Origin of the sequence: Amycolatopsis sp. Hca4 (genome assembly GCF_013364075.1) — a bacterium.
Taxonomy (GTDB): domain Bacteria; phylum Actinomycetota; class Actinomycetes; order Mycobacteriales; family Pseudonocardiaceae; genus Amycolatopsis.
The window spans coordinates 6,367,269-6,389,712 of the sequence record NZ_CP054925.1 but is presented as its reverse complement, the minus strand read 5'-3'; the positions used below and the strand labels follow the sequence as shown (position 1 = coordinate 6,389,712).

At 69.4% G+C, this 22,444-nt stretch carries 21 protein-coding genes and 1 tRNA gene; 8 read left to right on the top strand and 14 right to left on the bottom strand.

All coding sequences use genetic code 11. The features are described 5' to 3' along the window. Nucleotide 1: 1 nt before the first annotated feature. Both HUT10_RS28520 and HUT10_RS28515 read right to left on the bottom strand, forming a co-directional pair. Nucleotides 2-235, bottom strand: coding sequence for a hypothetical protein (locus HUT10_RS28520; RefSeq protein WP_176174014.1), 234 nt, complete (start codon nt 233-235; stop codon nt 2-4). Nucleotides 236-261: 26 nt separating this feature from the next. Further along, nucleotides 262-1,032 carry a DUF4097 family beta strand repeat-containing protein gene (locus tag HUT10_RS28515; RefSeq protein WP_176174013.1) on the bottom strand — a complete coding sequence of 257 codons (771 nt, stop codon included), beginning with the start codon at nt 1,030-1,032 and terminating at the stop codon, nt 262-264. Nucleotides 1,033-1,208: 176 nt separating this feature from the next. Here HUT10_RS28515 and HUT10_RS28510 point away from each other — a divergent pair, with 176 nt between their 5' ends. The 3 genes from HUT10_RS28510 (at nt 1,209) to HUT10_RS28500 (ending at nt 2,822) form a co-directional block, all read left to right on the top strand. Then, complete coding sequence (locus HUT10_RS28510; protein WP_176174012.1) at nt 1,209-1,742, top strand: YbhB/YbcL family Raf kinase inhibitor-like protein; 534 nt, start codon at nt 1,209-1,211, stop codon at nt 1,740-1,742. A gap of 80 nt (nt 1,743-1,822) precedes the next feature. After that, nucleotides 1,823-2,662, top strand: coding sequence for a helix-turn-helix transcriptional regulator (locus tag HUT10_RS28505; RefSeq protein WP_176174011.1), 840 nt, complete (start codon nt 1,823-1,825; stop codon nt 2,660-2,662). Between the two features lies 1 nt (nt 2,663). Next, nucleotides 2,664-2,822: a DUF397 domain-containing protein gene (locus HUT10_RS28500; protein ID WP_013230878.1), complete on the top strand. Its 159-nt coding sequence runs from the start codon at nt 2,664-2,666 to the stop codon at nt 2,820-2,822. Here HUT10_RS28500 and HUT10_RS28495 read toward each other — a convergent pair. After that, the gene (locus HUT10_RS28495; protein WP_176174010.1) at nt 2,819-3,256 is read right to left on the bottom strand and encodes a GNAT family N-acetyltransferase; all 438 of its coding nucleotides are present in this window, start codon (nt 3,254-3,256) and stop codon (nt 2,819-2,821) included. The genes HUT10_RS28500 and HUT10_RS28495 overlap by 4 nt on opposite strands. A gap of 21 nt (nt 3,257-3,277) precedes the next feature. Further along, nucleotides 3,278-3,838, bottom strand: a complete 561-nt coding sequence (locus HUT10_RS28490; protein ID WP_176178057.1) for a TetR/AcrR family transcriptional regulator — start codon at nt 3,836-3,838, stop codon at nt 3,278-3,280. Nucleotides 3,839-3,994: 156 nt separating this feature from the next. On the opposite strand from HUT10_RS28490, the gene HUT10_RS28485 reads away from it, so the two are divergent. The 3 genes from HUT10_RS28485 to HUT10_RS28475 all read left to right on the top strand — a co-directional run bounded on the left by HUT10_RS28485 (nt 3,995) and on the right by HUT10_RS28475 (nt 7,988). Continuing rightward, complete coding sequence (locus HUT10_RS28485) at nt 3,995-6,208, top strand: (Fe-S)-binding protein (protein WP_176174009.1); 2,214 nt, start codon at nt 3,995-3,997, stop codon at nt 6,206-6,208. A 317-nt stretch (nt 6,209-6,525) separates the two neighbouring features. Continuing rightward, nucleotides 6,526-6,957 carry a DUF742 domain-containing protein gene (locus tag HUT10_RS28480; protein WP_176174008.1) on the top strand — a complete coding sequence of 144 codons (432 nt, stop codon included), beginning with the start codon at nt 6,526-6,528 and terminating at the stop codon, nt 6,955-6,957. A 17-nt stretch (nt 6,958-6,974) separates the two neighbouring features. Continuing rightward, the gene (locus tag HUT10_RS28475) at nt 6,975-7,988 is read left to right on the top strand and encodes a cation diffusion facilitator family transporter (protein WP_176174007.1); all 1,014 of its coding nucleotides are present in this window, start codon (nt 6,975-6,977) and stop codon (nt 7,986-7,988) included. Here the strand turns inward: HUT10_RS28475 and HUT10_RS28470 are convergent. From HUT10_RS28470 to HUT10_RS28460, 3 genes are all read right to left on the bottom strand, one after another. Beyond that, complete coding sequence (locus tag HUT10_RS28470; RefSeq protein WP_176174006.1) at nt 7,985-8,686, bottom strand: CAP domain-containing protein; 702 nt, start codon at nt 8,684-8,686, stop codon at nt 7,985-7,987. The two genes, HUT10_RS28475 and HUT10_RS28470, sit on opposite strands and share 4 nt — an antisense overlap. 145 nt (nt 8,687-8,831) lie before the next feature. Next, nucleotides 8,832-13,376: a hypothetical protein gene (locus tag HUT10_RS28465; protein ID WP_254897069.1), complete on the bottom strand. Its 4,545-nt coding sequence runs from the start codon at nt 13,374-13,376 to the stop codon at nt 8,832-8,834. A 69-nt stretch (nt 13,377-13,445) separates the two neighbouring features. Then, a complete protein-coding gene (locus HUT10_RS28460) occupies nt 13,446-13,916 on the bottom strand; it encodes a MarR family transcriptional regulator (RefSeq protein ID WP_176174005.1) in 471 nt (156 codons plus the stop codon). A 73-nt stretch (nt 13,917-13,989) separates the two neighbouring features. On the opposite strand from HUT10_RS28460, the gene HUT10_RS28455 reads away from it, so the two are divergent. Next, nucleotides 13,990-15,183 carry an NAD(P)/FAD-dependent oxidoreductase gene (locus tag HUT10_RS28455; protein WP_176174004.1) on the top strand — a complete coding sequence of 398 codons (1,194 nt, stop codon included), beginning with the start codon at nt 13,990-13,992 and terminating at the stop codon, nt 15,181-15,183. A 37-nt stretch (nt 15,184-15,220) separates the two neighbouring features. Here HUT10_RS28455 and dcd read toward each other — a convergent pair whose 3' ends face one another. Beyond that, a complete protein-coding gene (gene dcd / locus HUT10_RS28450) occupies nt 15,221-15,802 on the bottom strand; it encodes a dCTP deaminase (RefSeq protein WP_003058109.1) in 582 nt (193 codons plus the stop codon). Between the two features lie 23 nt (nt 15,803-15,825). Next, a complete protein-coding gene (locus HUT10_RS28445; protein WP_176174003.1) occupies nt 15,826-17,019 on the bottom strand; it encodes an oxygenase MpaB family protein in 1,194 nt (397 codons plus the stop codon). Nucleotides 17,020-17,129: 110 nt separating this feature from the next. Between HUT10_RS28445 and HUT10_RS28440 the strand changes: the two genes are divergently transcribed. Beyond that, nucleotides 17,130-17,200 (top strand) — tRNA-Gly (locus tag HUT10_RS28440). Nucleotides 17,201-17,294: 94 nt separating this feature from the next. Here the strand turns inward: HUT10_RS28440 and HUT10_RS28435 are convergent. The 5 genes from HUT10_RS28435 to HUT10_RS28415 are packed head-to-tail and all read right to left on the bottom strand — an operon-like array spanning nt 17,295 to nt 22,295. Continuing rightward, a complete protein-coding gene (locus HUT10_RS28435) occupies nt 17,295-18,527 on the bottom strand; it encodes a tyrosine-type recombinase/integrase (RefSeq protein ID WP_254897068.1) in 1,233 nt (410 codons plus the stop codon). Then, nucleotides 18,475-18,693, bottom strand: a complete 219-nt coding sequence (locus tag HUT10_RS28430; protein ID WP_176174002.1) for an excisionase family DNA-binding protein — start codon at nt 18,691-18,693, stop codon at nt 18,475-18,477. Before HUT10_RS28430 ends, HUT10_RS28435 begins: the two co-directional genes overlap by 53 nt. A gap of 19 nt (nt 18,694-18,712) precedes the next feature. Then, complete coding sequence (locus HUT10_RS28425) at nt 18,713-20,350, bottom strand: replication initiator (protein WP_176174001.1); 1,638 nt, start codon at nt 20,348-20,350, stop codon at nt 18,713-18,715. Further along, nucleotides 20,350-20,739: a hypothetical protein gene (locus HUT10_RS28420; protein WP_176174000.1), complete on the bottom strand. Its 390-nt coding sequence runs from the start codon at nt 20,737-20,739 to the stop codon at nt 20,350-20,352. The genes HUT10_RS28425 and HUT10_RS28420 overlap by 1 nt, the downstream gene beginning before the upstream one ends. Continuing rightward, nucleotides 20,736-22,295, bottom strand: a complete 1,560-nt coding sequence (locus tag HUT10_RS28415) for an FtsK/SpoIIIE domain-containing protein (protein ID WP_176173999.1) — start codon at nt 22,293-22,295, stop codon at nt 20,736-20,738. The genes HUT10_RS28420 and HUT10_RS28415 overlap by 4 nt, the downstream gene beginning before the upstream one ends. Nucleotides 22,296-22,444 lie beyond the last annotated feature (149 nt).

Sequence of the window (22,444 nt, the reverse complement as noted above, 5' to 3'; positions counted from 1 at the left end):
TTCAGGAGCGGCGGGCCGTCCAGGAGGAGAAGAAGAAATCCGGACTTCCTTGCTGCACAACGACTTCCGCCGGGGTACCCACCCAGGAAGTCACTCGATAGTGGGAATCCACGGCGACCGGCACCCCCTGGGCCGGCGTCTCCACCGCCTCACCCCGCGTGAAGCCGACGGCACCGAACATCGCGACCGCCCCCAGCAGCGCGGCCACCAGCACCCGCCGTTCGATCCTGCCCATCGAAAAATGCCCCCTCGTAAGAAAAGTCAGGCCGCGCGGACCGTGACACTGCCGCTGTCGGTCGTCAGGTCCAGCACGTGCTGGGCGGTTCCGTCGTTCTGCACGCCGATGTCCCGGTGCCCGCTGTCGCTGCCGCCCTGGACGCGGTAGGCCCCGCCCGGCACCGTCAGGTTGATGCTGCCGCTTTCGGCGTGCACCTTGACGTCGTTCGCCTGCACCAGCGTGAATTCGACGCTGCCGCTGGACGAGGTCACCTCGACCGGGCCGTTCACGTCGTCTCCGGTGATGGCGCCGGACTCGCTCCGCAGCTGCACGGGGCCGACGTTGCGCAGGTCGGTCGAACCGCTGTCCATGAACAGCTTCACCGCACCCGGGACGTCCTCGACCTGGGCGCGCCCGGAGTCGACGTGAACGTCCACAGTCGACATCCCGGCGACGTCCAGCGCGCCGGAGTCGAGGTTCCCGGTCACGGGCACTCCGTCCGGCACCATGACCTCGAAGTCGACCGAGCAGTTCGTGCCGCACGAGCCGAGCACCAGCTGGTCGCCGTCGACGCGGTAGAAGGGCCCGGACGGCTTGCTGCGCCAGTGGTAGCTGACCTCTTCGCGCACGGTCGTCTGCCCCGAGCCCTTGCGGATCTTCACCGCGCCCGAGTCGGCCTCCAGCTTCACGCTCCGGATGGTCTGCGAAACGGTCCCGGTGTTTTCGAAGTCCGAACCCCAGCCCCAGCCGAGCGCCGTCGCCAGGCCGACGCCGATCAGGACGATGCCTCCCACAGCCAGAAGCGGGCGCGCCATGCTCGTTGGTCCCCTCGGTGTTGTTTCCTCTGCGTGAGAAACGTTATGACGGGGTGAGCGGCCGGTACATGGGGGTAACCCCCCGAAAGACCCTGAGATCCCTCCCTGAGACGCAGGGGCGGCGCTCTGGGCCTAACCTGACGTTGAGTCCGGCAGTTCCGTGATCAGGAGGATCCATGCCGCAAGCACCCGGTCCGTACGAGTCCCTGCCCGAAGTGCCGTCGTTCACCCTGCGCAGCAACGACGTCGCCGACGGCGAAACCCTGGCCACGCCCCATTTGTCCGGCATCTTCGGCGCCGGTGGCGATGACCGTTCGCCGCACCTGGCGTGGGAGGGCTTCCCGGCGGAGACGAAGAGCTTCGCGATCACCTGCTACGACCCGGACGCCCCGACCGGCAGCGGCTTCTGGCACTGGGCGGTGTTCAACGTGCCGGTGTCGGTGACCGAACTGGCCTCCGGCGCGGGCGACGGCTCCGGCCTCCCCGAAGGCGCGGTGACGTTGAAGGGGGACGGCGGCGTCAAGCAGTTCCTCGGCGCCGCGCCGCCGCCCGGGCACGGCCCGCACCGCTACTACTTCGCCGTGCACGCCCTCGACGTGGACAAGCTGGAGGTGCCGGAGGACGCGACGCCGGCGCTCCTCGGCTTCAACATGTTCGGGCACACGCTGGCCCGCGCCGTGCTCACCCCGGTGTACGAGAACAAGGGCTGAGGTTTCCGGGCCCGGCGCTGTTGCCGATCGGCAACGGAGCCGGGCCCGTTTTTGTCGGACCCCGATGACACACTGCGCTCATGTCACCACCGATAGCGACTCCCCGGTCCAGAGCGCTGGGGTTCGGACTGCGGAAGGCGCGGAAGGCGCGCGGGTACGGGCTGCGCGAGCTGGCCCGTGCCACCGGCGTGCACGCGGCGGAACTGTCCAATTGGGAGCTCGGCCTGCGCGTGCCCAAGATCGAGGAGGTCGCGCTCCTGCTCGGGCAGCTGCGGGTGCTCGGCGAGGAGCGGGACAGGCTGTTCGAGCTGACTCGCACCGCGCGTGAGCCGAACTGGGCCGAGAAGGAGATGCCGGACGCGCCGGCGATCCTCACGACGCTGGCCGAGTACGAGCGCACCGCCGCCGCGATCTTCAGCTGGCAGCCGATGCTGGTGCACGGCCTGCTGCAGACGCCCGACTACGCCCGGGCGATCCTGTCCTACGGCGGTTCCCCTCCTCAGCTGGTCGAGCAGCGGCTGCGGGTGCGCACGATCCGCCAGGCGGCCATGCGCGAGTACCGCGCGCCGGACTGCTCGTTCCTGCTCGGCGAGGTCGCGCTCCGGCAGCGGATCGGCGGCACCGAGACCCTCACCGACCAGCTGCGCCACCTCCTCGATCTTCCGCGGCGGCTGGCGGTCCGCGTGGTGCCGTCCGGCGGCGATTTCCACCCCGGCCTCAACGGTTCCTTCGCCGTATTGCAGTACTCCGACCTGCCCTCGATCGTCTTCTTGGACCAGCATCGCGGGAGCGCCTACATCTACGATGAGGATCAGGTGGCGGACTACAAGTCGGCCGCGAAGACCGTGACATCCCTCGCCTTGGACGTGGACGAATCCCGCGCGTTCATCGAGGGGGTGATCGCCGAACTGGAGGCCTGACGTGACCTGGCGGAAGTCGACCTACAGCGGCCAAGAGGCCGATTGCGTGGAAGTGGCGCTCGCCCAGGTGGTGCGGATCCGCGACACGAAGGACCGCCCGGGCGGAACCCTCGAAATCACCACCCGATCGTGGGACGCCCTCCTCACCGACCTGCGTTAGCCGACGAAGTTCGCCGCGTTGGGCCCTTCGCGCTCGAGGTAGTGCCCCCGGGTGTGCTCGGCGAAGCCGAACTGGCGGTACAGGCCGTGCGCGTCGGCGGTGTGGAGCATCCAGCGGAACTGCGCGCCGGGCCCGTTGTCGATCATCTCGCGGACGATCTCCTTGCCGAGACCGCTGCCGCGGGCGGAGTCGACGACGAAGACGTCGGCGAGGTAGGCCGAGGAGACGCCGTCGGAGAACGCGCGGGCGAAGCCGACCATCGAGCCGCCGCGGTAGGCGCCGACGACCCGCCACGAGCCGTCGATCGCGGCTTCGACCTGCTCACGCGTGCGCCAGCGGCCCCAGTAGGCCTCGGTGGAGAGGAACTTCCACACCACGTCGAGGTCCAGCCGGGCGCGATCGTCGTCGAGTTCGTAGTCACCGAATGTGCGCATGATCCGAAACTAAGGGAGGGGTCAACGGGGTTTCAGCAGGTAGTCCACCACCGGCCGCAGCTCATCGGCCGACGGCGGCCCGTCGTCGATCAGGCCCTGGATGAGCAGCCCGTCGATGCCCGCGAGGAAGACCCGGAAGGCCACCTCGTCGTCGTGCCGGACCATCGAGGTCAGGACGTCCAGCCAGCGCCGGGCGGCGGGGCGCAGCTCGGGCTTGCGCGCGGCCAGGAGGTACAGCTCGTACTCCGCCATCGTGCGCCCGCGCCGCGGCCCGAGCGCCTCGGCGAGCAGGGCCGCGACCTCCTCGGCGCCACGTGACCCGCGGGAACGGGCCCGGTCGATCATCCAGTAGACCTCGGTCGCCATGTCGCGTGCGCACGAGATCAGCGTCGCGACCAGGAGGTCGTCCAGCGACGAGAAGTGGTAGGTCGTCGACGTCGTGGGTACTCCGGCCTCGGCCGCGACCGTCCGGTGGGTGACGCCGGCGACGCCGTCGCGCTCGATGATCCGCAGCGTGGCCTCGATGAGCTCGGTGCGCCGCTTCTCGCCGCGCGCCTTCCGGCCGTCGACTTGGAGCTTCACCATAGGGTGAAAACTACCTGAACGATCGTCCCAAAACAAAGAGCGACGTACACCACATCGGTGGGACTTAGGGCCACTCAACGGGTTACTCATCAGTAAGGACGGTTAGTCTCCCGGCACCACCACAGTTTTTCCCGGACGAAAGGCACCCGAACGATGGGCGCTCTCCAACTGACGCTCGGCGGGATCTCCGTCGTGCTCGGCCTCGTCGCCTGGGGCATGTTCGCCGCGACGATCGCCCGTTTCGTGCGGGTGATCCGCCTCGGGCAGCCCGACTCGACGCGCAACGGCCCCTTCATGCCGCGCATGAAGACGCTGATCAAGGAGTTCGCCGCGCACACGCGGATGAACCGCAAGCGCAGCGTCGGCCCCGCGCACTGGCTGGTCATGTGGGGCTTCCTGCTGGGCTCGCTCGCCCTGTTCGAAGCCTACGGCGAGGTCTTCGTCCCGACCTGGGGCTGGCCGATCCTCGACGACTTCCCGCCGTTCCAGCTGCTCATGGAGCTGCTCGGGCTCGGCACGATCGTCGGCATCCTGGTGCTGATGGCGATCCGGCAGCGCAACCACCCGCGCCGCGCCGACCGCCAGTCGCGCTTCGCCGGCTCCAACTTCAAGTGGGCGTACTTCATCGAGGCCGTCGTCCTGATCGAGGGCATCGGCATCATCGGCGTCCGGGCCGCGAAGTCCGCGCTGAACACGCACGAGGGGCCGCTGTGGGCGTCCTTCGTCTCGAACCCGATCGGCCAGCTGCTGCCGGCCAGCCCGAACCTGGTGACGATCTTCGCGTTCGTCAAGCTGATGAGCGCCACCGTCTGGCTGATCGTCGTCGCGCGGACGATGACCATGGGCATCGCGTGGCACCGCTTCAGCGCGTTCTTCAACATCTACTTCAAGCGCGAGGCCGACGGCGGCGTCGCACTGGGCGCGCTCAAGCCGATGATGAGCGGCGGCAAAGTCCTCGACCTCGAGGAAGCCGACCCGGACGAGGACACCTTCGGCGTCGGCAAGATCGAGGACTTCAGCTGGAAGGGCTGGCTGGACTTCTCCACGTGCACCGAGTGCGGCCGCTGCCAGGAGCAGTGCCCCGCGTGGAACACGGGCAAGCCGCTGTCGCCGAAGCTGGTCATCACGCAGCTGCGTGACCACGCCTACGCGAAGGCGCCGTACCTGCTGGCCGGCGGCAAGCGCGACATGGCCGGGGACGAGATCGGCCTGTCCGGGGACAACATGTACGCCGGGATCGACGTCCTCGCGATCGCCGAGTCGCAGAAGGCGCTGGTCGGCGACGACGGCGGCGTCATCGACCCCGACGTCCTGTGGTCCTGCACCAGCTGCGGCGCGTGCGTCGAGCAGTGCCCGGTCGACATCGAGCACGTCGACCACATCGTGGACATGCGCCGCTACCAGGTGATGATCGAGTCGTCGTTCCCCAGCGAGCTGAATGGCATGTTCAAGAACCTGGAGAACAAGGGCAACCCGTGGGGCCAGAACGCCAAGGACCGGCTGGCCTGGACCGAGGACCTGGACTTCGAGGTCCCGGTGTTCGACGGCGAGCTCGGCGACACCGAGTACCTGTTCTGGGTCGGCTGCGCGGGCGCGTTCGAGGACCGCGCGAAGAAGACGACCCGCGCGGTCGCGGAGCTGCTGCACATGGCGGGCGTCAAGTACACCGTGCTCGGCTCGGAGGAGTCCTGCACCGGTGACCCGGCCCGCCGCGCCGGCAACGAGTTCCTGTTCCAGATGCTGGCGCAGCAGAACGTCGAGATCCTGAACTCGGTGTTCGAGGGCCGTGAGCGCAAGGCCCGCAAGGTCGTCGTGACCTGCGCGCACTGCTTCAACACCCTCGCCAACGAGTACCCGGAGCTGGGTGGCCAGTTCGACGTCGTGCACCACACGCAGCTGCTGAACCGCCTGGTTCGCGAGAAGCAGCTGGTGCCGGTGGCGCCGGTCGCCGAAGACGTCACCTACCACGACCCGTGCTACCTCGGCCGTCACAACAAGGTGTACGAGGCGCCGCGCGAGCTGGTCGGCGCGACCGGCGCGCGGCTGCGCGAGATGCCGCGGCACGGCGACAAGTCGATGTGCTGCGGTGCCGGCGGCGCGCGGATGTGGATGGAAGAGAAGATCGGCAAGCGGATCAACATCGAGCGCGTCGACGAGGCGCTCGGCACCGCGCCGTCGAAGATCGCCACCGGCTGCCCGTTCTGCAAGGTGATGCTTAACGACGGCCTCACCGCCCGGCAGAGCGACGGCTCGGCGAGCGAAAAGGTCGAGATCGTCGACGTCGCGCAGATGCTGCTGGAAGCGGTCAAGCGCAAGCCGGAACCGAAGCCGATCGCGCTCGGAGCGCCGTCACTCGCGGAGGAGTGACACATTTTCGGAGAACGCACGGCCCCGGTCAGTACCCCTGACCGGGGCCGTTTTCCGTGATCGAAACTTTCTGGATTTCGTAGCCATTCCACTACCCGTTGTCACAAGTTTGTCCTGTCCCGCACGCCCACGAGCTGGGATTTTCCTTCGGTAATCGTTTTCCTGAAAAAAGTTCATGATAATCACTGAAATGGCCCATCAGGTTAAGGAGAAACGACAGCCAGAACCCTGGACATGCGGCGTATCCTGGCCTTTCCTCGCCGCCGCCGACGCCAGCGAGGCACCTTTGACGATCACAGAAACAGGGGGCGGCACGGATGGCCGACGACCGGCGGACCACCACGACCGGGCGACACGCTCTCCAACCCCTACCGGAAGACACCCGGCCCAGCGCCGACTACGTCCCCATCCAACGCACGCTGGTGCGCCCGTACGTCCTCACCCGCGGCCGCACGCAGTCGCGGCGGCACCTCGCCATCGAAGCCATGGTCTCCACGCGGGCCGGCGCCCACTGGGACGGCGCCCGGCTGACCGGCGAGTTCCGCTCGGTGCACTCGCTGTGCCTGCACCCGCGTTCGGTCGCCGAGGTCGCGGCCACGCTGAGCGTCCCGCTCGGCGTCGTGCGCGTGCTGCTCGACGACATGGCCGAACAGGGCCTGGTCACCATCCACGACAGCCGCACCGGCGCCGACGGCCGTCCGGCGATGGCACTCATGGAACGCGTTCTGCACGGCCTGCGCCGCCTCTGAGCACTACGCTCACCAAGGTGAGCGAGGAACCCGCGAACTCCGGTAGCTCCGGTGGCGAAAGCACCCTGACCGTCCTGCTCGCCGGTGGGGTGAACCTGGCGATCGCGGTGATGAAGCTGATCGCGGGCATCATCACCGGCTCGGGCGCGATGCTGTCCGAAGCAGCGCACTCGGTGGCCGACACGATCACCGAAGTCCTGCTGCTGACGGCGTTGAAACGCTCGGAACGCCCGGCCGACCGCGTCCACCCCTTCGGCTACGGCAAGGAGCGGTACTTCTGGTCGCTGCTCGCCGCCGTCTCGATCTTCGCATCGGGCGCGATGTTCGCGCTGTACGAGGGCATCTCGACGCTGTTCGGGCACGGCGAGGCGCAGAGCACGTCGCTGCTCAGCTACATCGTGCTGGCCGTGGCGTTCCTGCTCGAAGGGACGTCGTGGATCCAGGCCGTGCGCCAGGTCGTCCGCGAGTCGAAGGCCGAGGACCAGCCGCTGTTCACGTACCTGCGGCTGATCGACGACCCGACACCCAAGACCGTCCTGTTCGAGGACTCGGCCGCGCTGATCGGCCTGCTGCTGGCCTTCGGCGGCATCGGGCTGCACCAGCTCACCGGCTCGGAGGTCTGGGACGGCGTCGCGTCGATCGCCATCGGCCTGCTGCTCGCCTGCGTGGCCTACCTGCTCGGCCGGACCAACCGCGGCCTGCTCGTCGGACGGCAGGCCCACCCGCGGCTGGTCCGCGCGATCCGCGAGCACCTCGTCGGCGCCCCGGAGATCGAGGCCGTCGTGGACCTGCAGACCATGCTGATGGGCACCGACCAGGTGCTGGTCTGCACCCGCGTGGACTTCGACGACTCGCTCGGCGCCGCGGACCTCGAACGCGCCTGCGTGCGGCTCGCGTCGGAGCTGACGGAGTCGTTCCACGACGTCACCGAGGTGTTCATCGAGCCGGTGCCGCGGTCGGATCCGGAGCTGCGGGCCACGGTGCTGGCGCGGTACGGCGACATCGCGGAGCGGTGGAACAAGCCCTCCTAGTACCCGAAGTCCTGGACCCAGTACCAGCCGTCGGTGGTGAGGCCGACGCCGATCTTCTTGAGCGAGCAGTTCAGGATGTTGGCGCGGTGGCCTTCGGAGTTCATCCAGGAGTCCATGACCTGCGCCGCGGACGTCTGCCCGCGCGCGATGTTCTCCGCGCCCGGCTTCGGGTAGCCGGCCTGCTTGATGCGCTGGTCGAACGTCGTGCCGTCGGGACTGGTGTGGGAGAAGAAGTTCTCGTCCGACATCTTGTCGCTGAAGTCCTGCGCGGCCTTGGTGACGTGCGATTCCTCGGTCAGCGGCTCGCAGCCCGCCTTGGCACGCTCGTCGTTGACCAGGGAGATGACCTGCGCGGTCGTGGACGGGGCGACCCGGGCCGCGGGCTTGGTGCTGGTCGGCGGCGGGGCCGCGGACGTCGACGGCTGCGGGCTCGCGGACGTCTCGGTCGTCGTGGGAGCCGCGCTCGACGTCGTCGGGGCGGCGGAGGTCGTCTGCGTGCCGGGCCGACCGGGGGTGGTGGTCTGGACCTGGCCGCCGGCGAGGTCGGTTCCGCTGCCGCTGCCGGCGCCGGCGGGCGCGTTCGGCAGGACCAGCGCCGCGGCGCCGAGCTCGGCGGTGTTTCCTTCGGCGGTGGCCATCCAGGTGCCGGCCGCGGCGGAAAAAACGCCGAGCAGCACACTGAGTGACACCATCACCACGTGAGCACGTTCACCAATGGGGGACACGGCGCAGGAACGTATCACGGAACAATTAAGGCGAGAACCCTACGAACGCACTGGTCACATTTCCCGTCGGTGACGGGTAGGGATTTCGAGGCAATCGGACGCTTCCTCGTTACTCCATTCAGCCTATTCGGACGACGAACGTCGACTCACCGGAGGCACTCACCGGACGCCGGGTCGGGTCTTGACCGGTGGCCGTTGCTTTGCTCGTGAAGCCAACTTTTCCGGCGACGGTTGTGCAGGTGTACGAGATTTCCGCATCGACGGCCAGCTCGGGCGCGGTGTGCGCGCAGGAGGGCGTGTGGTCGTCGACGACCTGCACGTCGACGAGCGGGACGTCACCGGTGTTCTTGACCAGGATGGAAAAGGTGACGGTGCCGCCTTCGCGGACTTCGTAGGGAGCCGCGTCTTTCATCACGGCGATCTCGGGGTGGACGACGTCGACTTTTGCGTCACCGGTCGATTGCGCGGTGCGACCGGTCGGGTCAATTCCGGTGACGTCCAGGGGTTGCGTGAAGTCGTCGCCGGGCGCTTTGCGGGTGCAGGTGTAGGTACGCACCGCTCCGGCGGCCACGGTGCCGAGCTTGTTCGCGCAGGTCATTTGTTCGTCCACAACGGACACCGCGGTCAGCGGGACGTCACCGGTGTTGGTCACGGTGACGGTGACGGTGACGTCGTCACCGGCGCGGACTGTCTGGGGTTTCGCGTCGGCGGTGAGCTTGACGGCCGGGTGGATGACGTCGATCTCGTCTTCGTCCTGCGCGGTCACCGGTGGGCCGATCGGAGGGGTGGCCGTCGCCTTTGCCGTGCTCGCCTTGTCCTCGGCCGGCGCGGTCGTGGTGCAGTCGAACTTTTGCGTGGCGCCGGCTTCGAGCTGGTCGAAGGTCTTGGCGCAGGAGCCGCTTCGGACGTCGACGGCGGTCAGGGGGACGTCGCCGGTGTTGGTGACGGTGAGCGTGGCGGTGACGGTGTCGCCGGCGCGGAAGGGGCCGCCGTGGATGTCCTGGGTGAGCCGCAGGGCGGGGTGCAGGACGGTGTACGACGCGTCGTCGGTCGCGCTGACCTGGCGTTTCACCGGATCGGTGCCAGTTGCGGTTGCCGAGCTCACGAAATTGTCGGTGCCGGCGTCTACCTTGCAGGAGTGGCGCTGCCGGGCGCCGGGAAGGAGGGTGCCGATGGACTGAGCGCACGCCGGCGTCCGACTGTCCACAAGGGATACGTCGGTCAGCGGGACATCGCCGGTGTTCGCGACGACGACGGTGAAGGTGACGGTGTCACCTGGCCGGACGCGCGCGGGTGCGGCGGCGTCGGTGACGGTGATCGCGGGATGGATGACGTCGACGGCAGCCTGGGCCGTGGCGGTCACCGGACGGTTCGTGGCGTCGGTTCCGGTGGCCAGCACAACGGCGGCGAAGTCGTCTTCCCCGGCGGCTTGGGTGCAGCTGTAGGTCTGCTTGGCCTGCGGTTCGAGCCGGCCGAGGGTTCTGGTGCAGTCCCGCGCTCGCTCGTCGGCGACGGTGACGTCCTGGAGCGGGCTGTCGCCGGTGTTGGTGACGGTGATGGTCGAGGTCACGGTGTCGTGCGGGTGCACGACGGCGGGGTCGACGGTCCTGGCGACCGCCACGGCGGGATGGATGACATCGACGGCGGTGGTGGAGCCGGCGGTGACGTCGGGGCCGACGGGCGGAGTGGCGGAGATCCGGAAGCTGCGGGTGACGTCGTCGGCCGGGGCGGCGGTGGTGCAGGCGAAGTCCCGGGTGGCGTCGGGAGCGAGGGCGCCGTCGAGGGCTTGCGTGCACCCGGTGGCCTGGTCCGTGGTTCGCGGGCGGTTGGCGTGTGGCTCGCTACCTGGGGGCTCGGCCGGCTGGGCGGTGGTGTGGCTGCCGAGGCCGGGCTGAGCGCTGGCGGGCACGCCGGTACCCAGCGGGGCGGCAGCCCGCCCGCCGAGCGCGCGGCCGCCCGCGGCCTGCGCGTCCGTGACCCGGAGTCCGGCCAGCGGTACGTCGCCGGTGTTGCGGACCGTGATCCGGAACGGCACCTTGTCGCCCTCGCGGAACGGGCCTCCCGTCACCTCGGCCGTCAGCGCGACCGCCGGGTGCTGGACCGCAAACCCCGCCTCGGCCGCCGCCGAGACCGGGCGGGCGGTCGGGTCGGTGCCCGTCACCGTCGGCTTGTTCGCGAACCCCGCGGGGCCCGCGACCGTCGTGCACGTGTACTCCTGCTGCGCCTGCGGCTGGAGCGCGCCGAACCGCTTCGCGCACGACGGCAGCCGGTCGTCCTTGACCGCGACCTCGGTCAACGGCACGTCGCCCGTGTTGGCCGCGGTGATCGTCCAGGTCACCGTGTCGCCCTCGCGGACCGCGGCCGGCGTCGCGCGGACAGCCAGGCTGACCGCCGGGTGGATCACGTCCACCGCCGCGTCGTCGGTGACCTTCACCGTGCGGCCGAGCTGGTCCGTGCCGGTGGCCGTGGCCGTGGTGGCGAAGTCGTCCGGTGGGGCCGGCGCGGTGCACGTGTACGTCGCCGTCCCGCCCGGGGCCAGCGCGCCGATCGCTTTGGCGCACGCCGGGAGGTCGTCGGCCACCGTCACGTCGGTCAGCGGGGCGTCGCCGGCGTTGGCGACCGTCATCGTGAACGTGACCGGGTCGCCGGCGCGGGCGATGGCGGGCGCGGCCTCCGCGGTCAGCGTCAGGGCCGGGGTGAGCACCGTGACCGTCGCCGACGCGGCGGCCGTCACGGGCCGGCCGGACAGGTCGGTTCCGGCCGCCGTCACCCGGGACGTCGTGGTGCGCGGCGGGTTGGCCGTGCACGTGTACGTCTGCGTCGCGCCTGCGGCCAGGCCGGCGAACGTGCGGGAGCACGCCGTCGTCGTGTCGTCGGTGACCTCGACCGGGGCCAGCGGGCTGTCGCCGGTGTTGCGCACCGCGACCGTCCAGGTGACGGCGTCCCCGGCGTGGACCACCGGCGGGTCCGCGGTCTTGGTGACCTCGACCGCGGGCGCGATCGTCGGCGCCGGCGCGGCGGCGGTCGCCGTGACCTGCTTGCCGAGCTCGTCGGTCGCCTGGGCGCTCGCGGTGTTGACGCCGTCGGCGATCGGGGCCTTCGCCGTGCACGTCGTCGTGCGGCTTTCGCCCGGCGCGAGTGCTCCGGCCAGCGTGCACGACGGTGTCTTCGGGTCGGCGACCTGGAGGGCGGAGAGGCCCGTGTCGCCGATGTTCGTGACCTTGATGGTGAAGGTCGCGTCGTCGCCGTCGCGGTACGCGGGCCGGTCGGCTGTCTTCGTCATGCCCAGCGCCGGGTGCAGGACGTCGACGTGCGTGCTGGCTACACCGTCGAGGGCGTCGCCGAGCGTCGTCGTGCCGGTCGCCTTCACCGTGTTCGTGAAGTCGTCGGGCGGGGCGGTTCCGGTGCACGTGTAGCTGACCGTCTGGCGCGGGGCGAGCGTGCCGAGCGGTTTGGCGCACTCCGGGACGGCCTCGTCGGCGACCTCGACTTCGGAGGCCGGGACGGCGCCCGGGTTGGTCACGACGACGGCGAACGTCACCGGCTCGCCCGCGTGCACCTTCGGCTGGGTCGCGCGCACGGCGATCTGCAGCTCGGGCACCGGCACCGAAAACGCCAGGTTCTGCGCGAGGATCGCGTCGCCGCTGGTGACGATGCCGAGCTTCGTGCTCGTCGCGCCGGCGGGGATGCTGTCGACGTTGAACGCCTTCGCGTCCACCCTGAAGTTGTTCTTCGCACCCGGTGCCGCGGCGTTGTCGGCGTTGGAGACGAAGAAGTTCGACGTGCCGCCGGTCGCGGGCTCGGCGGCCGGAGTGCCGTCGACCAGGAACTGGTCGCCGGACGCACCCCAGTCTCCGTCGTAGGCCGTGACGCCGAGGTGGGCGTCGGCGGCCGTCGCGCGGAAGCCGGTGATCGTCGTTTCGGTCGCCGGGGCGCCGGCGGTCTGGTGGACGTGGCCGTCGTAGACGACCACCTTGCGCTTGTTCGGCGCGTAGTCCGCGTTGCGCTCCGGGTAGGCGTAGACGAGCGCGATCGACCAGCCGCCGACGCAGTCGAAGCCCTTCGGCGCCCAGACGTTCCCGACCGTCACGTCGAACAGCGCGGGGACGCCGGCGAACCGGCTGGTGACGTCGGCGTGCGCCGAGTAGTACCCGCCGTCCTCGGCGTACCCGGACGGGGCGACGTCCACGGCTGGCGCGCTGCCAACCTTCAGCCGGACGTTCTGCTTCGCGGGCGTCCCGGGCGGCGCGACCGCCTCGGGGCCGCACGTCAGGCTGCCGGCCCAGTTCAGCCGGGCGAAAACGACCTGCGCTCCCGGTGGAACGCCCACCGACGCCCTCGCCGAGTCGAACGTGGCCGGGTCGGCGTCGACGTCGGCCCACTGCATGAAGAAGTCGTCGTTGGCCAGGGTGTCCTTGCGGTCGGCGGTGTTCGCGCACGCCGCCGGGGTCGCGACCGTCCCGGCGGTCGGCGCGCCGTCGGCGGCGACCGGGCAGCGCAGGACGCCGTTGCCCGCGTAGACGAAGTCGCCGTAGACCACGTCGTCGTAGCCGACCGCGAATGCCGGGGCGGCGGCCGCGCCTGCCGCCGGCACGAGCGCCGAGGCCAGGAAGACCAGTGCCAGCACGAAAATCGGGCGAAGCGGTCTTTCGGGCAACGGCACTCCTCGCCACCTCCAGGGCCGAGACGACCTTGGGAGCGTGGCACGTGACCCGGTTCTACGCCTTCAAACTCACTCTTTCGTGGACTCGGTCAGCTTCGCCGTCGACTCGTGGGTGAGCGCGGTGGCGGCCCGGGTGAACCCGATGATCGTCCGGAGTTCGTCGTCGGTGTAGCGGGCGCAGAGCTCGTACATGCCCTTGACCAGGTGGTCCCACAGGTGCACGCCGCTCGCGATGGACTGCAGGTCGAGGGCGATGAGGACCTTGCGGCGGTCGTCCGGGTGCGGCTCGCGGTTGACGATGCCCTTGCGCTCCAGCCGGTCGATCATCGCCGTCACCGACGCCGGCGCGAGCCCCGACAGCCGCGCGAGGTCCTTCGGCGTCTGAGCGCCGAAGCGCGCGAGGTAGTCCAGGACCTTGCTCTCCACCGCCGACAGCCCCCGGGTCTCGGAGATCGCGGTGTGGAACATGACCGTCTCCGTCGACAGCTCCCGCGACCTGAGCAGGACTTCTTCGACGAGTTCCGTTCGCTCGCTTGACACGTCGACCAGCCTAGCCCACTCTTTAGTTCGAAAGAACGAATTAGTTTCTAAGACATTCGAGGGGACGAACGACATGACACGGGCACTGATCATCGGGGGCGGCGTCGCGGGCACGATCACGGCCATCGCCCTGCACGAAGCCGGGCACGAGCCAGTGGTCTTCGAGGCGTACGAGCGCGACTCCGAGGGCGTCGGCGCGTTCCTCACGCTGGCCGTCAACGGCCTCGACGCCCTGCTCCCGCTGGGGTTGAAGGACGTCGTCCGCGGCGTCGGCTTCGACTCGCCGCGGATGTCGATCGGCCTCGGCAACGGCACGCGGCTCGCCGAATTCCCCCTGGGCGGCGCCCTCGCGGACGGCACGGTGAGCCAGACCGTCCTGCGCTCCGACCTCTACGTCGCGTTGCGGGACGAGGCCGTCCGGCGCGGCATCCGCGTCGAGTACGGCAAGCGCCTGACCGGCGCGAGCCAGACGAAAACGCACGTCAGAGCGGAATTCGCGGACGGTTCGCACGCCGAGGGCGACCTCCTGATCGGCGCCGACGGCCTCCGCTCGCGGGTCCGCACGATCATCGACCCGGACGCGCCGTCGCCGCGGTACGTCCGGCTGCTGAACACCGGCGGGTTCGCCGAAGGGCTCGACCTGCCCGACGAGCCGGGCGTGCTGAACATGGTGTTCGGCAAGCGGGTGTTCTTCTGCCACGTCGTCAGCCCGGACGGCCGCGTCTGGTGGTTCGCGAACCCGGCCCGCAAGACCGAGCCGTCCGCGGCCGAACTGCGGGCGCTCACTGGGGAGAGCTTCCGGAAGGAGCTGCTGGGCCTGGTGGCCCGCGACCGGACGCCGGCCACCGAAATCATCCGCGCGACCCGGAAGATCTACCCGGCGTGGCCGACGTACGACTTCCCGACGGTTCCCGTCTGGCACCGCGGCCGCATGGTGATCATCGGCGACGCGGCCCACGCGACGTCACCGGCGGCGGGCCAGGGCGCCTCGATGGCCATCGAAGACGCCGTCACGCTGGGCAAATGCCTCCGTGACGTGCCGGACCTCGAGCAGGCGCTGGCCGCCTACGAGGGCCTGCGCCGCGAGCGCGTCGAAGCGGTGGTCGCGGCGGGCAAGCGCAACGGCGACGACAAGGTGATCGGCCCGGTCGGGCGGGTGGTCCGCGACTTCTTCATCAAGCGGGCGTTCTCGAAGCCGTTCGACGAGGACCCGAACGGCTTCATGTGGAACCACCACATCGACTGGGACGAGAAAGTCGCGGTTTAGCGCCCGAGGTAACTTTTTCCCGCCGAGGGCGAATCCACTACCGCCAGGTGTCGACGCGGTGGAAGTTCTTGTACGCCCGGCTCGGGGTCGGGCCGCGCTGCCCCTGGTAGCGGGACCCGGCTTCGCTGGAGCCGTACGGGTGCTCGGCCGAGCTGGAGAGCCGGAAGATGCACAGCTGGCCGATCTTCATGCCGGGCCAGAGCGTGATCGGCAGGTTGGCGACGTTCGACAGCTCGAGGGTGATGTGCCCGGAGAAGCCGGGGTCGATGAACCCGGCGGTCGAGTGCGTGAGCAGCCCGAGCCGCCCGAGCGACGACTTGCCTTCGAGGCGGCCGGCCAGGTCGTCGGCGAGAGTGACGAGCTCGAAGGTCGAGCCGAGGACGAACTCGCCGGGGTGCAGCACGAAGGGCTCGTCGCCCTCCTTCTCGACCAGCGAGGTCAGCTCGTCCTGCTGCAGCTGCGGGTCGATGTGGGTGTACTTGCTGTTGTCGAAGACGCGGAAGAACCGGTCGAGCCGGACGTCGATGCTGGACGGCTGGACCATGCCGGCATCGAAGGGGTCGATGCCGAGCCGGCCGGCGTCGAGCTCTTTGCGGAGGTCACGGTCACTGAGCAGCACGGCCCGAAGCCTATCCGGTGGGTTCAGGCGGCCCGCATGTGCTGCGCGTAGGTGGTGTCGGGCGCGAAGATCTTCTCGAGCCGCTTGACGTACCCGCGGCGCCCGGCCCGCCCGATCCGTTCCTGCAGCGCGGTGGCCCCGGGGATGAACCGCCGAACGGTCTCGGCGGCGAAGTTGACCCCGGCAACGGCCACGATCGCGGCCTGCGCCACGGGATCGTTCGGCAGCCCGAGGAAGTCGGCGTTGGTCTTCCCGAGCACGAGCCGGCTGATGGAGGAGTGCACGGCGACGGAGACGTGCGCGAGCACCTTCCCGACGGCCCCACGCCCCTCGCCAACGGCGGCATTGGCCTCGATCAGCGCCTTGGCCAGCCGTTTCGAGTCGTCGTCGGGGATGAATTCGGTGGCGGCGAGCAGCCAGAGAAGCCGCCAGGCGTCCTCTTCGGAGGCGGGCAGCAGCTCGTCGTCGACGCCCATGAGCCAGCCGATGTACCGCCAGAGGTGCAGGATGTCCCCGCGCTCGCGGGCGGAGTAGCGCAGTCCGAGCAGCTGCGTCCCGAAGACGTAGACGAGCGAGAAGAGCAGAAGGGTCCCGGCGGTCTGCACTTGGTTGACGGGCCGATCCCAGGCGGCGTAGTCCCAGTCCTCCCGCCGGTTCATGGCGGCCCGCACGTGGGCGTGCACGAGCCGGATCCGCAGCGCGGAGGCGTAACCCTTACCGCCGTGCTTGAGCGCGCCGGGCGTGGTGACATCGATCCACCAGGCGGCGGTCTCGACGAGCCGCCGGGTGGCCTTGTGTTCGATCTCACCGGTCCCGACCAGCGCTTTCGTGGCGCGCGAAGCGAGGTAGCCGCCCATGAGCGACATGTCACCGAGCGGGAACAGGCCGAGCAGCCCGGCCCGCGTGATGGCTTTCGCACCCCGCTCGAGCCGTTCGTCATCAACCCAGTAGGGCTTGGCATCGACCTGGTCGAAGAAGTCCTTGAGCGGCCCGGTCGCCCGGCCCCGACCCTGCAACGCCGCTTCGAAGAGGGCGCGCCCCTGCCCGCTGGGCTGCTGCACCATCCAGGCGACAACGTCGTCGGCGAGCTTGTCCTGGAGTTGGGCGAACTCACGGACGCGCGCGATCTGGCGTTCGTCACCTCGGATGTCACCCTCGATGAACAGCCGCTGGGCCAGCCGGAACCCGCCTTGCCGGAACAGCTCGGGCTCATCCATGCCAGCCACCTCCAGGGTCGACAACGAGTGTTGTCACATGACGCGCCCAAGTCAAGGAGGGAGGGTCCTGGACAAGGGGATCACCGCGCCGTGTATGCTGGCGACGCACTGCGGATGTAGTTCAATGGTAGAACATCAGCTTCCCAAGCTGAATACGCGGGTTCGATTCCCGTCATCCGCTCTTATAGAGAAGCCCCAGGTCACACTGTGTCTACTGTGGACCTGGGGCTTTCTCTATCTTCGGTCTTCACTTCTCGCGTGCCATTAATGTGCCATTAGCCGACTGGCACCGGTTGGCCATCCTGATCTTCGTCGCCGTCCGGGGTGGTGCCCTTGCGGTGCCGGTCGACGAGCTTGGACAGCCGGTCCGCGATCTGCTTGTCCGCGTCGCTGGTCGCCCGCTGGTAGATCAGGGCCGCCCGCATGTCGTCGTGACCCATCCGCGCCATCAGGTCCTTGGTCGACGTGCCTGCCTTCGACGCCCAGATGTTCCCGGCGTGCCTGAGGTCGTGGAAGTGCAGCCCCTTGAGCCCCATCTTCTCGACGACCTCCGTCCACCGGGTCCGCTGGCTGAAGTTCGGCCGGCGGACCGCGTGCCCAGCTCGCTCACCTGTGAAGAGCAACGCGTCCTGCTCCGGCTTGACCCAGGTCTCCAAATGCCGCAGCAGGTCGGGCCGAACCGCAGTCGGGATGATCAGCGTCCGGACGCCAGCCCGCGACTTCGGAGGACCGACGACGAGCCCACGGCCGGGAACCTCGACCATCGCCCGTGACACCCGAACCCACGACGCATCCTCAGCCACGTCACACCGACGCAGCGCAGTCACTTCACCCCACCGCAGCGACCCGAACGCGGCGAGCAGCACCAGCGCCCGGAACCGCTCCGGCATCCGGCTGGCCAGGTCGAACACCTGGGCCACGGTGATGACCGGCCGTTCGTCAGGGTTCTCCTTATCGGCACCACGGACCCGGCAGGGGTTGCGCGGGAGGATCTTGTCCTCATCGACTGCCGTGTTCAGGATCGCCCGAAGCAGCCGGTACGCCTTGGCCGTCACCGACTCCGATACGCCCGCCGTCAGCCGGTCCGCCCGCCACTGACGAATGACCGCCGTCGACAGCTTGCCCAGCTCGACCCCGCCGAGGTCTGGCGCAATGTGCTTACGCAGCAACCACTTGTACAGCTCGACCGTGCGCGGGCGAAGTCCCGGACGCTGCACAATCCACTGGTCCGCGTAGTCGCCGAGCTTGCGCTTCGCACGTTCCGGGTCGGTCCACTCGCCTTGCGTGATCTGCGTTTCCACTGCCGATAGCCACCGTTCCGCCGTCCGCTTGGTGCTGAACGTGTTCGGCGCGTTCCGGATGAGCCCATCCGGACCGGGATAGCGAGCCTGCCAGCGCCCGGACGGAAGTTGCCGAACACTTCCGAACCCACGGTGTCCTCGTTTGTTAGCCATGTCAGGCCGCCCTTCCCAGGTCCCGGCGGACCGACGCCCGCGTGATCGGCTCAACCCGGCCGGCCTGCATGAAGCTCTCCAGGTCTTCCAACGCGAACCGGACGTGCACTCCAGCCTTGTGAAACGCGATCCGTCGTTCGGCGATCAGCCGACGCACGAACCGAACCCCCGTGTTCAGGTAGACGGCCGCCTCATCAACCGTCAGGTACTTCGTTTCCATGCGATCCCCTCCCCAGGGTCTAAGCAGCCTGCTGAGTTGCCGAAGTTTCTGGTTCACTCCCTGGTGGTCCTGCGGCGGCGAGTAGCGCCCGGTCGTACTCGGCCTTCCACGTGATCCGTTCCGCGATCGCCCGCATGACCAGGTGCGGCCGGGGCGGGACCTGCGGGTCTCCCTGCTCGACCTTCCGCCACACCAGCCGGGCCGGATCCGGCTCCGGTTTCTCGATCCCGATCGCGGCCAACGCCTGCGCAACGAACGCCTTCCGGTCGGCTTTGTGGTCGTCGAGGGTCTTCCCGGACCACTTGCGCGACACCAGCACCCGCCGTCCCGGCAGCCCGAGCGTGGTCCGGCGGTGAGCCCGTCCCTTGCAGTGCCCCGGGGTGGTCTTGCTGCCCGCGCCCTTGGGCTGCAACCCGTACAACAGCCACACCGCGCACCGAGGCGAGCACGGTGTCACCGACAGCTCGGCGTGGAGCCGGTCGTGGTGATCCCGCAGCCGCGCCGTGTCCGCCTCCACAACTTCACCGGTGGACTTGGTGAGGTACTTCGTGAGGTAACCGATGTGGCGGCCGGCCTCTTCGGTGCCGCCGAGGATGCCTTTCGAGTGCACCTGCCGCCCGAAGGTGACGACGTGCGCCGGGTCCTCGACCTGGTCCACGGCGTCGTCCCAGGTGGTCAGCGGTTCGCGGGTGTCGGGGTCGAGGAACGCCCGGGTGTCGCCGTCCCAGACCGGCAGCCGCTCGACGTAGACGAGTTGGTCGTGGTTAGGCCACCAGACCTGGTGGTAGGTGGCTTCGGTGACCTGCCGGATGACGTCGTGCGGGATGGCACCGCGGATCGCTGCGTGCAGGTGCGGAGCCGTGCGCTTCTGCGGTTCTACCGTGGCGAAGTACTGCGCGTCCCAGCCGACGACCCGGCGGAGGTTCTGCCACCACCGGTCCACCAGCGCAGAGAAGTGCACCGCGTCCCGGGCGGCCCGCCGGTAGTCGTACCGGGACGGGTCGACCGGTGCCCCATCGCGGACCGGGCCGTAGGTGTCGCAGGTCAGCGTGACGAACATGGACGGCCGGAACTTCCCCGCGTACTCCCGGCCCACGGTGGTCTTCGCGACCTTCTGCCGAGGCAGATTCGGCGCGTCCTGCCGACGACGGGTCGACCTCTTCACCGCAAGCTTGGTCGGCAGGTCGAGGGCGGGCAGTCGGCCCCGCATCCCGAGTTGCCGAAGTTCCGCGTCAACCCCGGCGACCTCCTCCCGCAGGTCCTCGGCTTCGGCCTGGTCGTGCTCGACCACCTCCCGATACGCCGCCACCAAGTCGGCGCGGTAGGTCAGCAACTCCTTGTGATCCTCCGAGGGAGCCTCGGCGGCGGTGAGGACGGGTTCTTCGGTCATGTGCCAGCCCTCGCGGCACTGGGCCTGCCGAAGCGCCTTCGCCTTCCGCGCACACGGCAGGCACACCGACTCCACCGTGGACCCGCACGGCACCGGGACGTAGCGAAGCTCGCCGGTCTCGGTGTCGCCGACCTCCATCGTGAACGGGCGGACGCACACGCCGTGCTTCTCCGCCGTCGCCCGGATCACGTCGGCAGCCAGCGGTGTCCGCATCCGTTCGGCCCGCGTCCCAGCGGCGGCCGGCTGGCTCTGTTCCTGGTCGGTCATCAGGCGGCCACCTCCCCGGGGCGGGTCCATTGCCGGAGTACGAACACGGGCATGTCCTGCCGCGACCCGGCGGGCAGGTCCGGGAACAGATCCTCGGAGAAGTTGACCGCGCCGTAGACGCGGACCGGGACCCCGCAGGGCATCCGGCCGCTGACGATCAGATGCACCGACGTTCCAGCGGGTGTCCGCCAGATCTGCGCGGAGACCTCATCGAGCGTCTCGGCCCAGGTCACCAGCGCCGATGCCACCTCCGACAGCTCCCGGCGGGCACCGAGCTGCACCCAGATCGGGTCCGAGCCAGAGGTCACGTTCACCGACGCCACCGGACCCAACACGTGCAAGTCGAGGTGATCGCGGATCGCGTCGAGGAAGACCATGGTCGTGTTCACGCCGCCACCCCCTCGCCGCCGAGCACGGGCCGAGCTACGCCGCCGTTGGTGACGTAGTGCTCCAGGGCCTTGACCGTCTCGTCGGACACCCACCCGGCGCGGATACGCAGGGGTTCGCGGATGCCCTCACCCCACACGAACCCGACCCCGGCTTCGGAGTCGCCGATGCGGTTGGCCCACGCGCCCCGTTCGTAGGCGCCATCGCCGAGGACCATGCCGACGTGCGTCTTGGAGGTCACCCGGAGGCAGACGCGGCGGGTGAACAGCTCCCGCACGGGCACGGTGTCCTTGGTCGGCTCCTGCACATAGCCGCGTACCGAGATATTCAAGGCGCGGCCTTGGGTGTTGAGCAGCGCCACCCGTTCGACGATCTGTTCGCGGGTCTTGCGGTCGGTGTACTTGGTCAGGGCGCCGATCTCGTCGAACTCCAGCAGCTCCAGCGGGTACTCCGTGGACAGGGGGATCGTGCGAACCCGCCCGGCGAACTCCCGCTTCCGCGTTTCCATCTCCTCCACCAGGCCGTCCAGCACCTCGAGCGCGTCCTTGCCCGATACCGCGTAGCGGGAGAAGATCCCGCGACCGTAGGCGAGCTCCATTCCCTTGGGGTCGATCCCGGACATGCGCAACAGCCCGGACCGGATCGCCGGGGCCGCCGACACCAGCGGGCACCACATCACGCTGTTCTTCCCCGCTCCCGAGGCACCGGCGGTCAGGCAGTGCGCGCCGGAGCCGAGCAGCGGCACCCGCCAGTCGTGGCCGTACTCGGTGCGCCCGGCCCAGACGCGACGAAGGTCCACCGAGGACTCCTGAACCGCGAGCAGGTCAGGAACAGCTGGGGCGGGCACGAGCGACGCCAGCTGGTCCCGCCGCTGGAAGTCGACCGACACCACGTTCGGCTCCAGCTCCCGCACCTGACACCGCGCGACCTTCCGCGCCGACGCCAGCGCACGGGCCGCCTCGTCGAAGTCCTCCGGTTTCTGACCGGGCACGAGCCGCACTCGCACCTCATCCCAGGACGGGCCCGACCGGACCCCGAGGACCTTGGGGACCTGCACTCCGGACTGCCGAGCCGTCGCCCGCGAAGCCTTACGACGGCCGACCAGGTTCACGGTCACCTCGACCGGGAGCGCGGCGTCCCGGACGCTGAGGCCGCAGGCGTGCAGCCAGCCGGGGAGCTTGAGGTGGTAGACCGCCCAGCGCAGCCACCACGACCGCAACGGCCGGCCGCACCACTGATCGAACGAGGTCACGTCGAGAAGCCGCCACACGCCGAGGATCAGCGCCAGGCCGCCGAGGTTGACCACGAGCCAGACCCAGCCGACCCACACGCACCACAGATAGACCGCGATCACCGTCAGCGAGGTGCGCCAGTGGATCACGACCTGGGAGAACAGCCAGAACACGACCTTGCACGCCCACCACAGGCCGACGAACACGACCACCATGGCGGCCAGCGCCTCAGCCATCGAGGCCAGCGCGCGTCCGATCTTGGCCAGCACCCACACGCTGAGGCCGAGGCCGGCCAGGGCGATCACGAGCATTCCGGGGGAGGTCATCGCCGACCACCGCACAGCACCGCCGAGAGATCCAGCGGCAACGCACCCAGGCACGGGGCGCACTTGGTCTCACCCGGCAGCAGCCGAGCAAACTTCTTGCATTCCGAGCATCGCGAGCGGGTGCCCCCCACTGGCGATGGTTGCTTGTC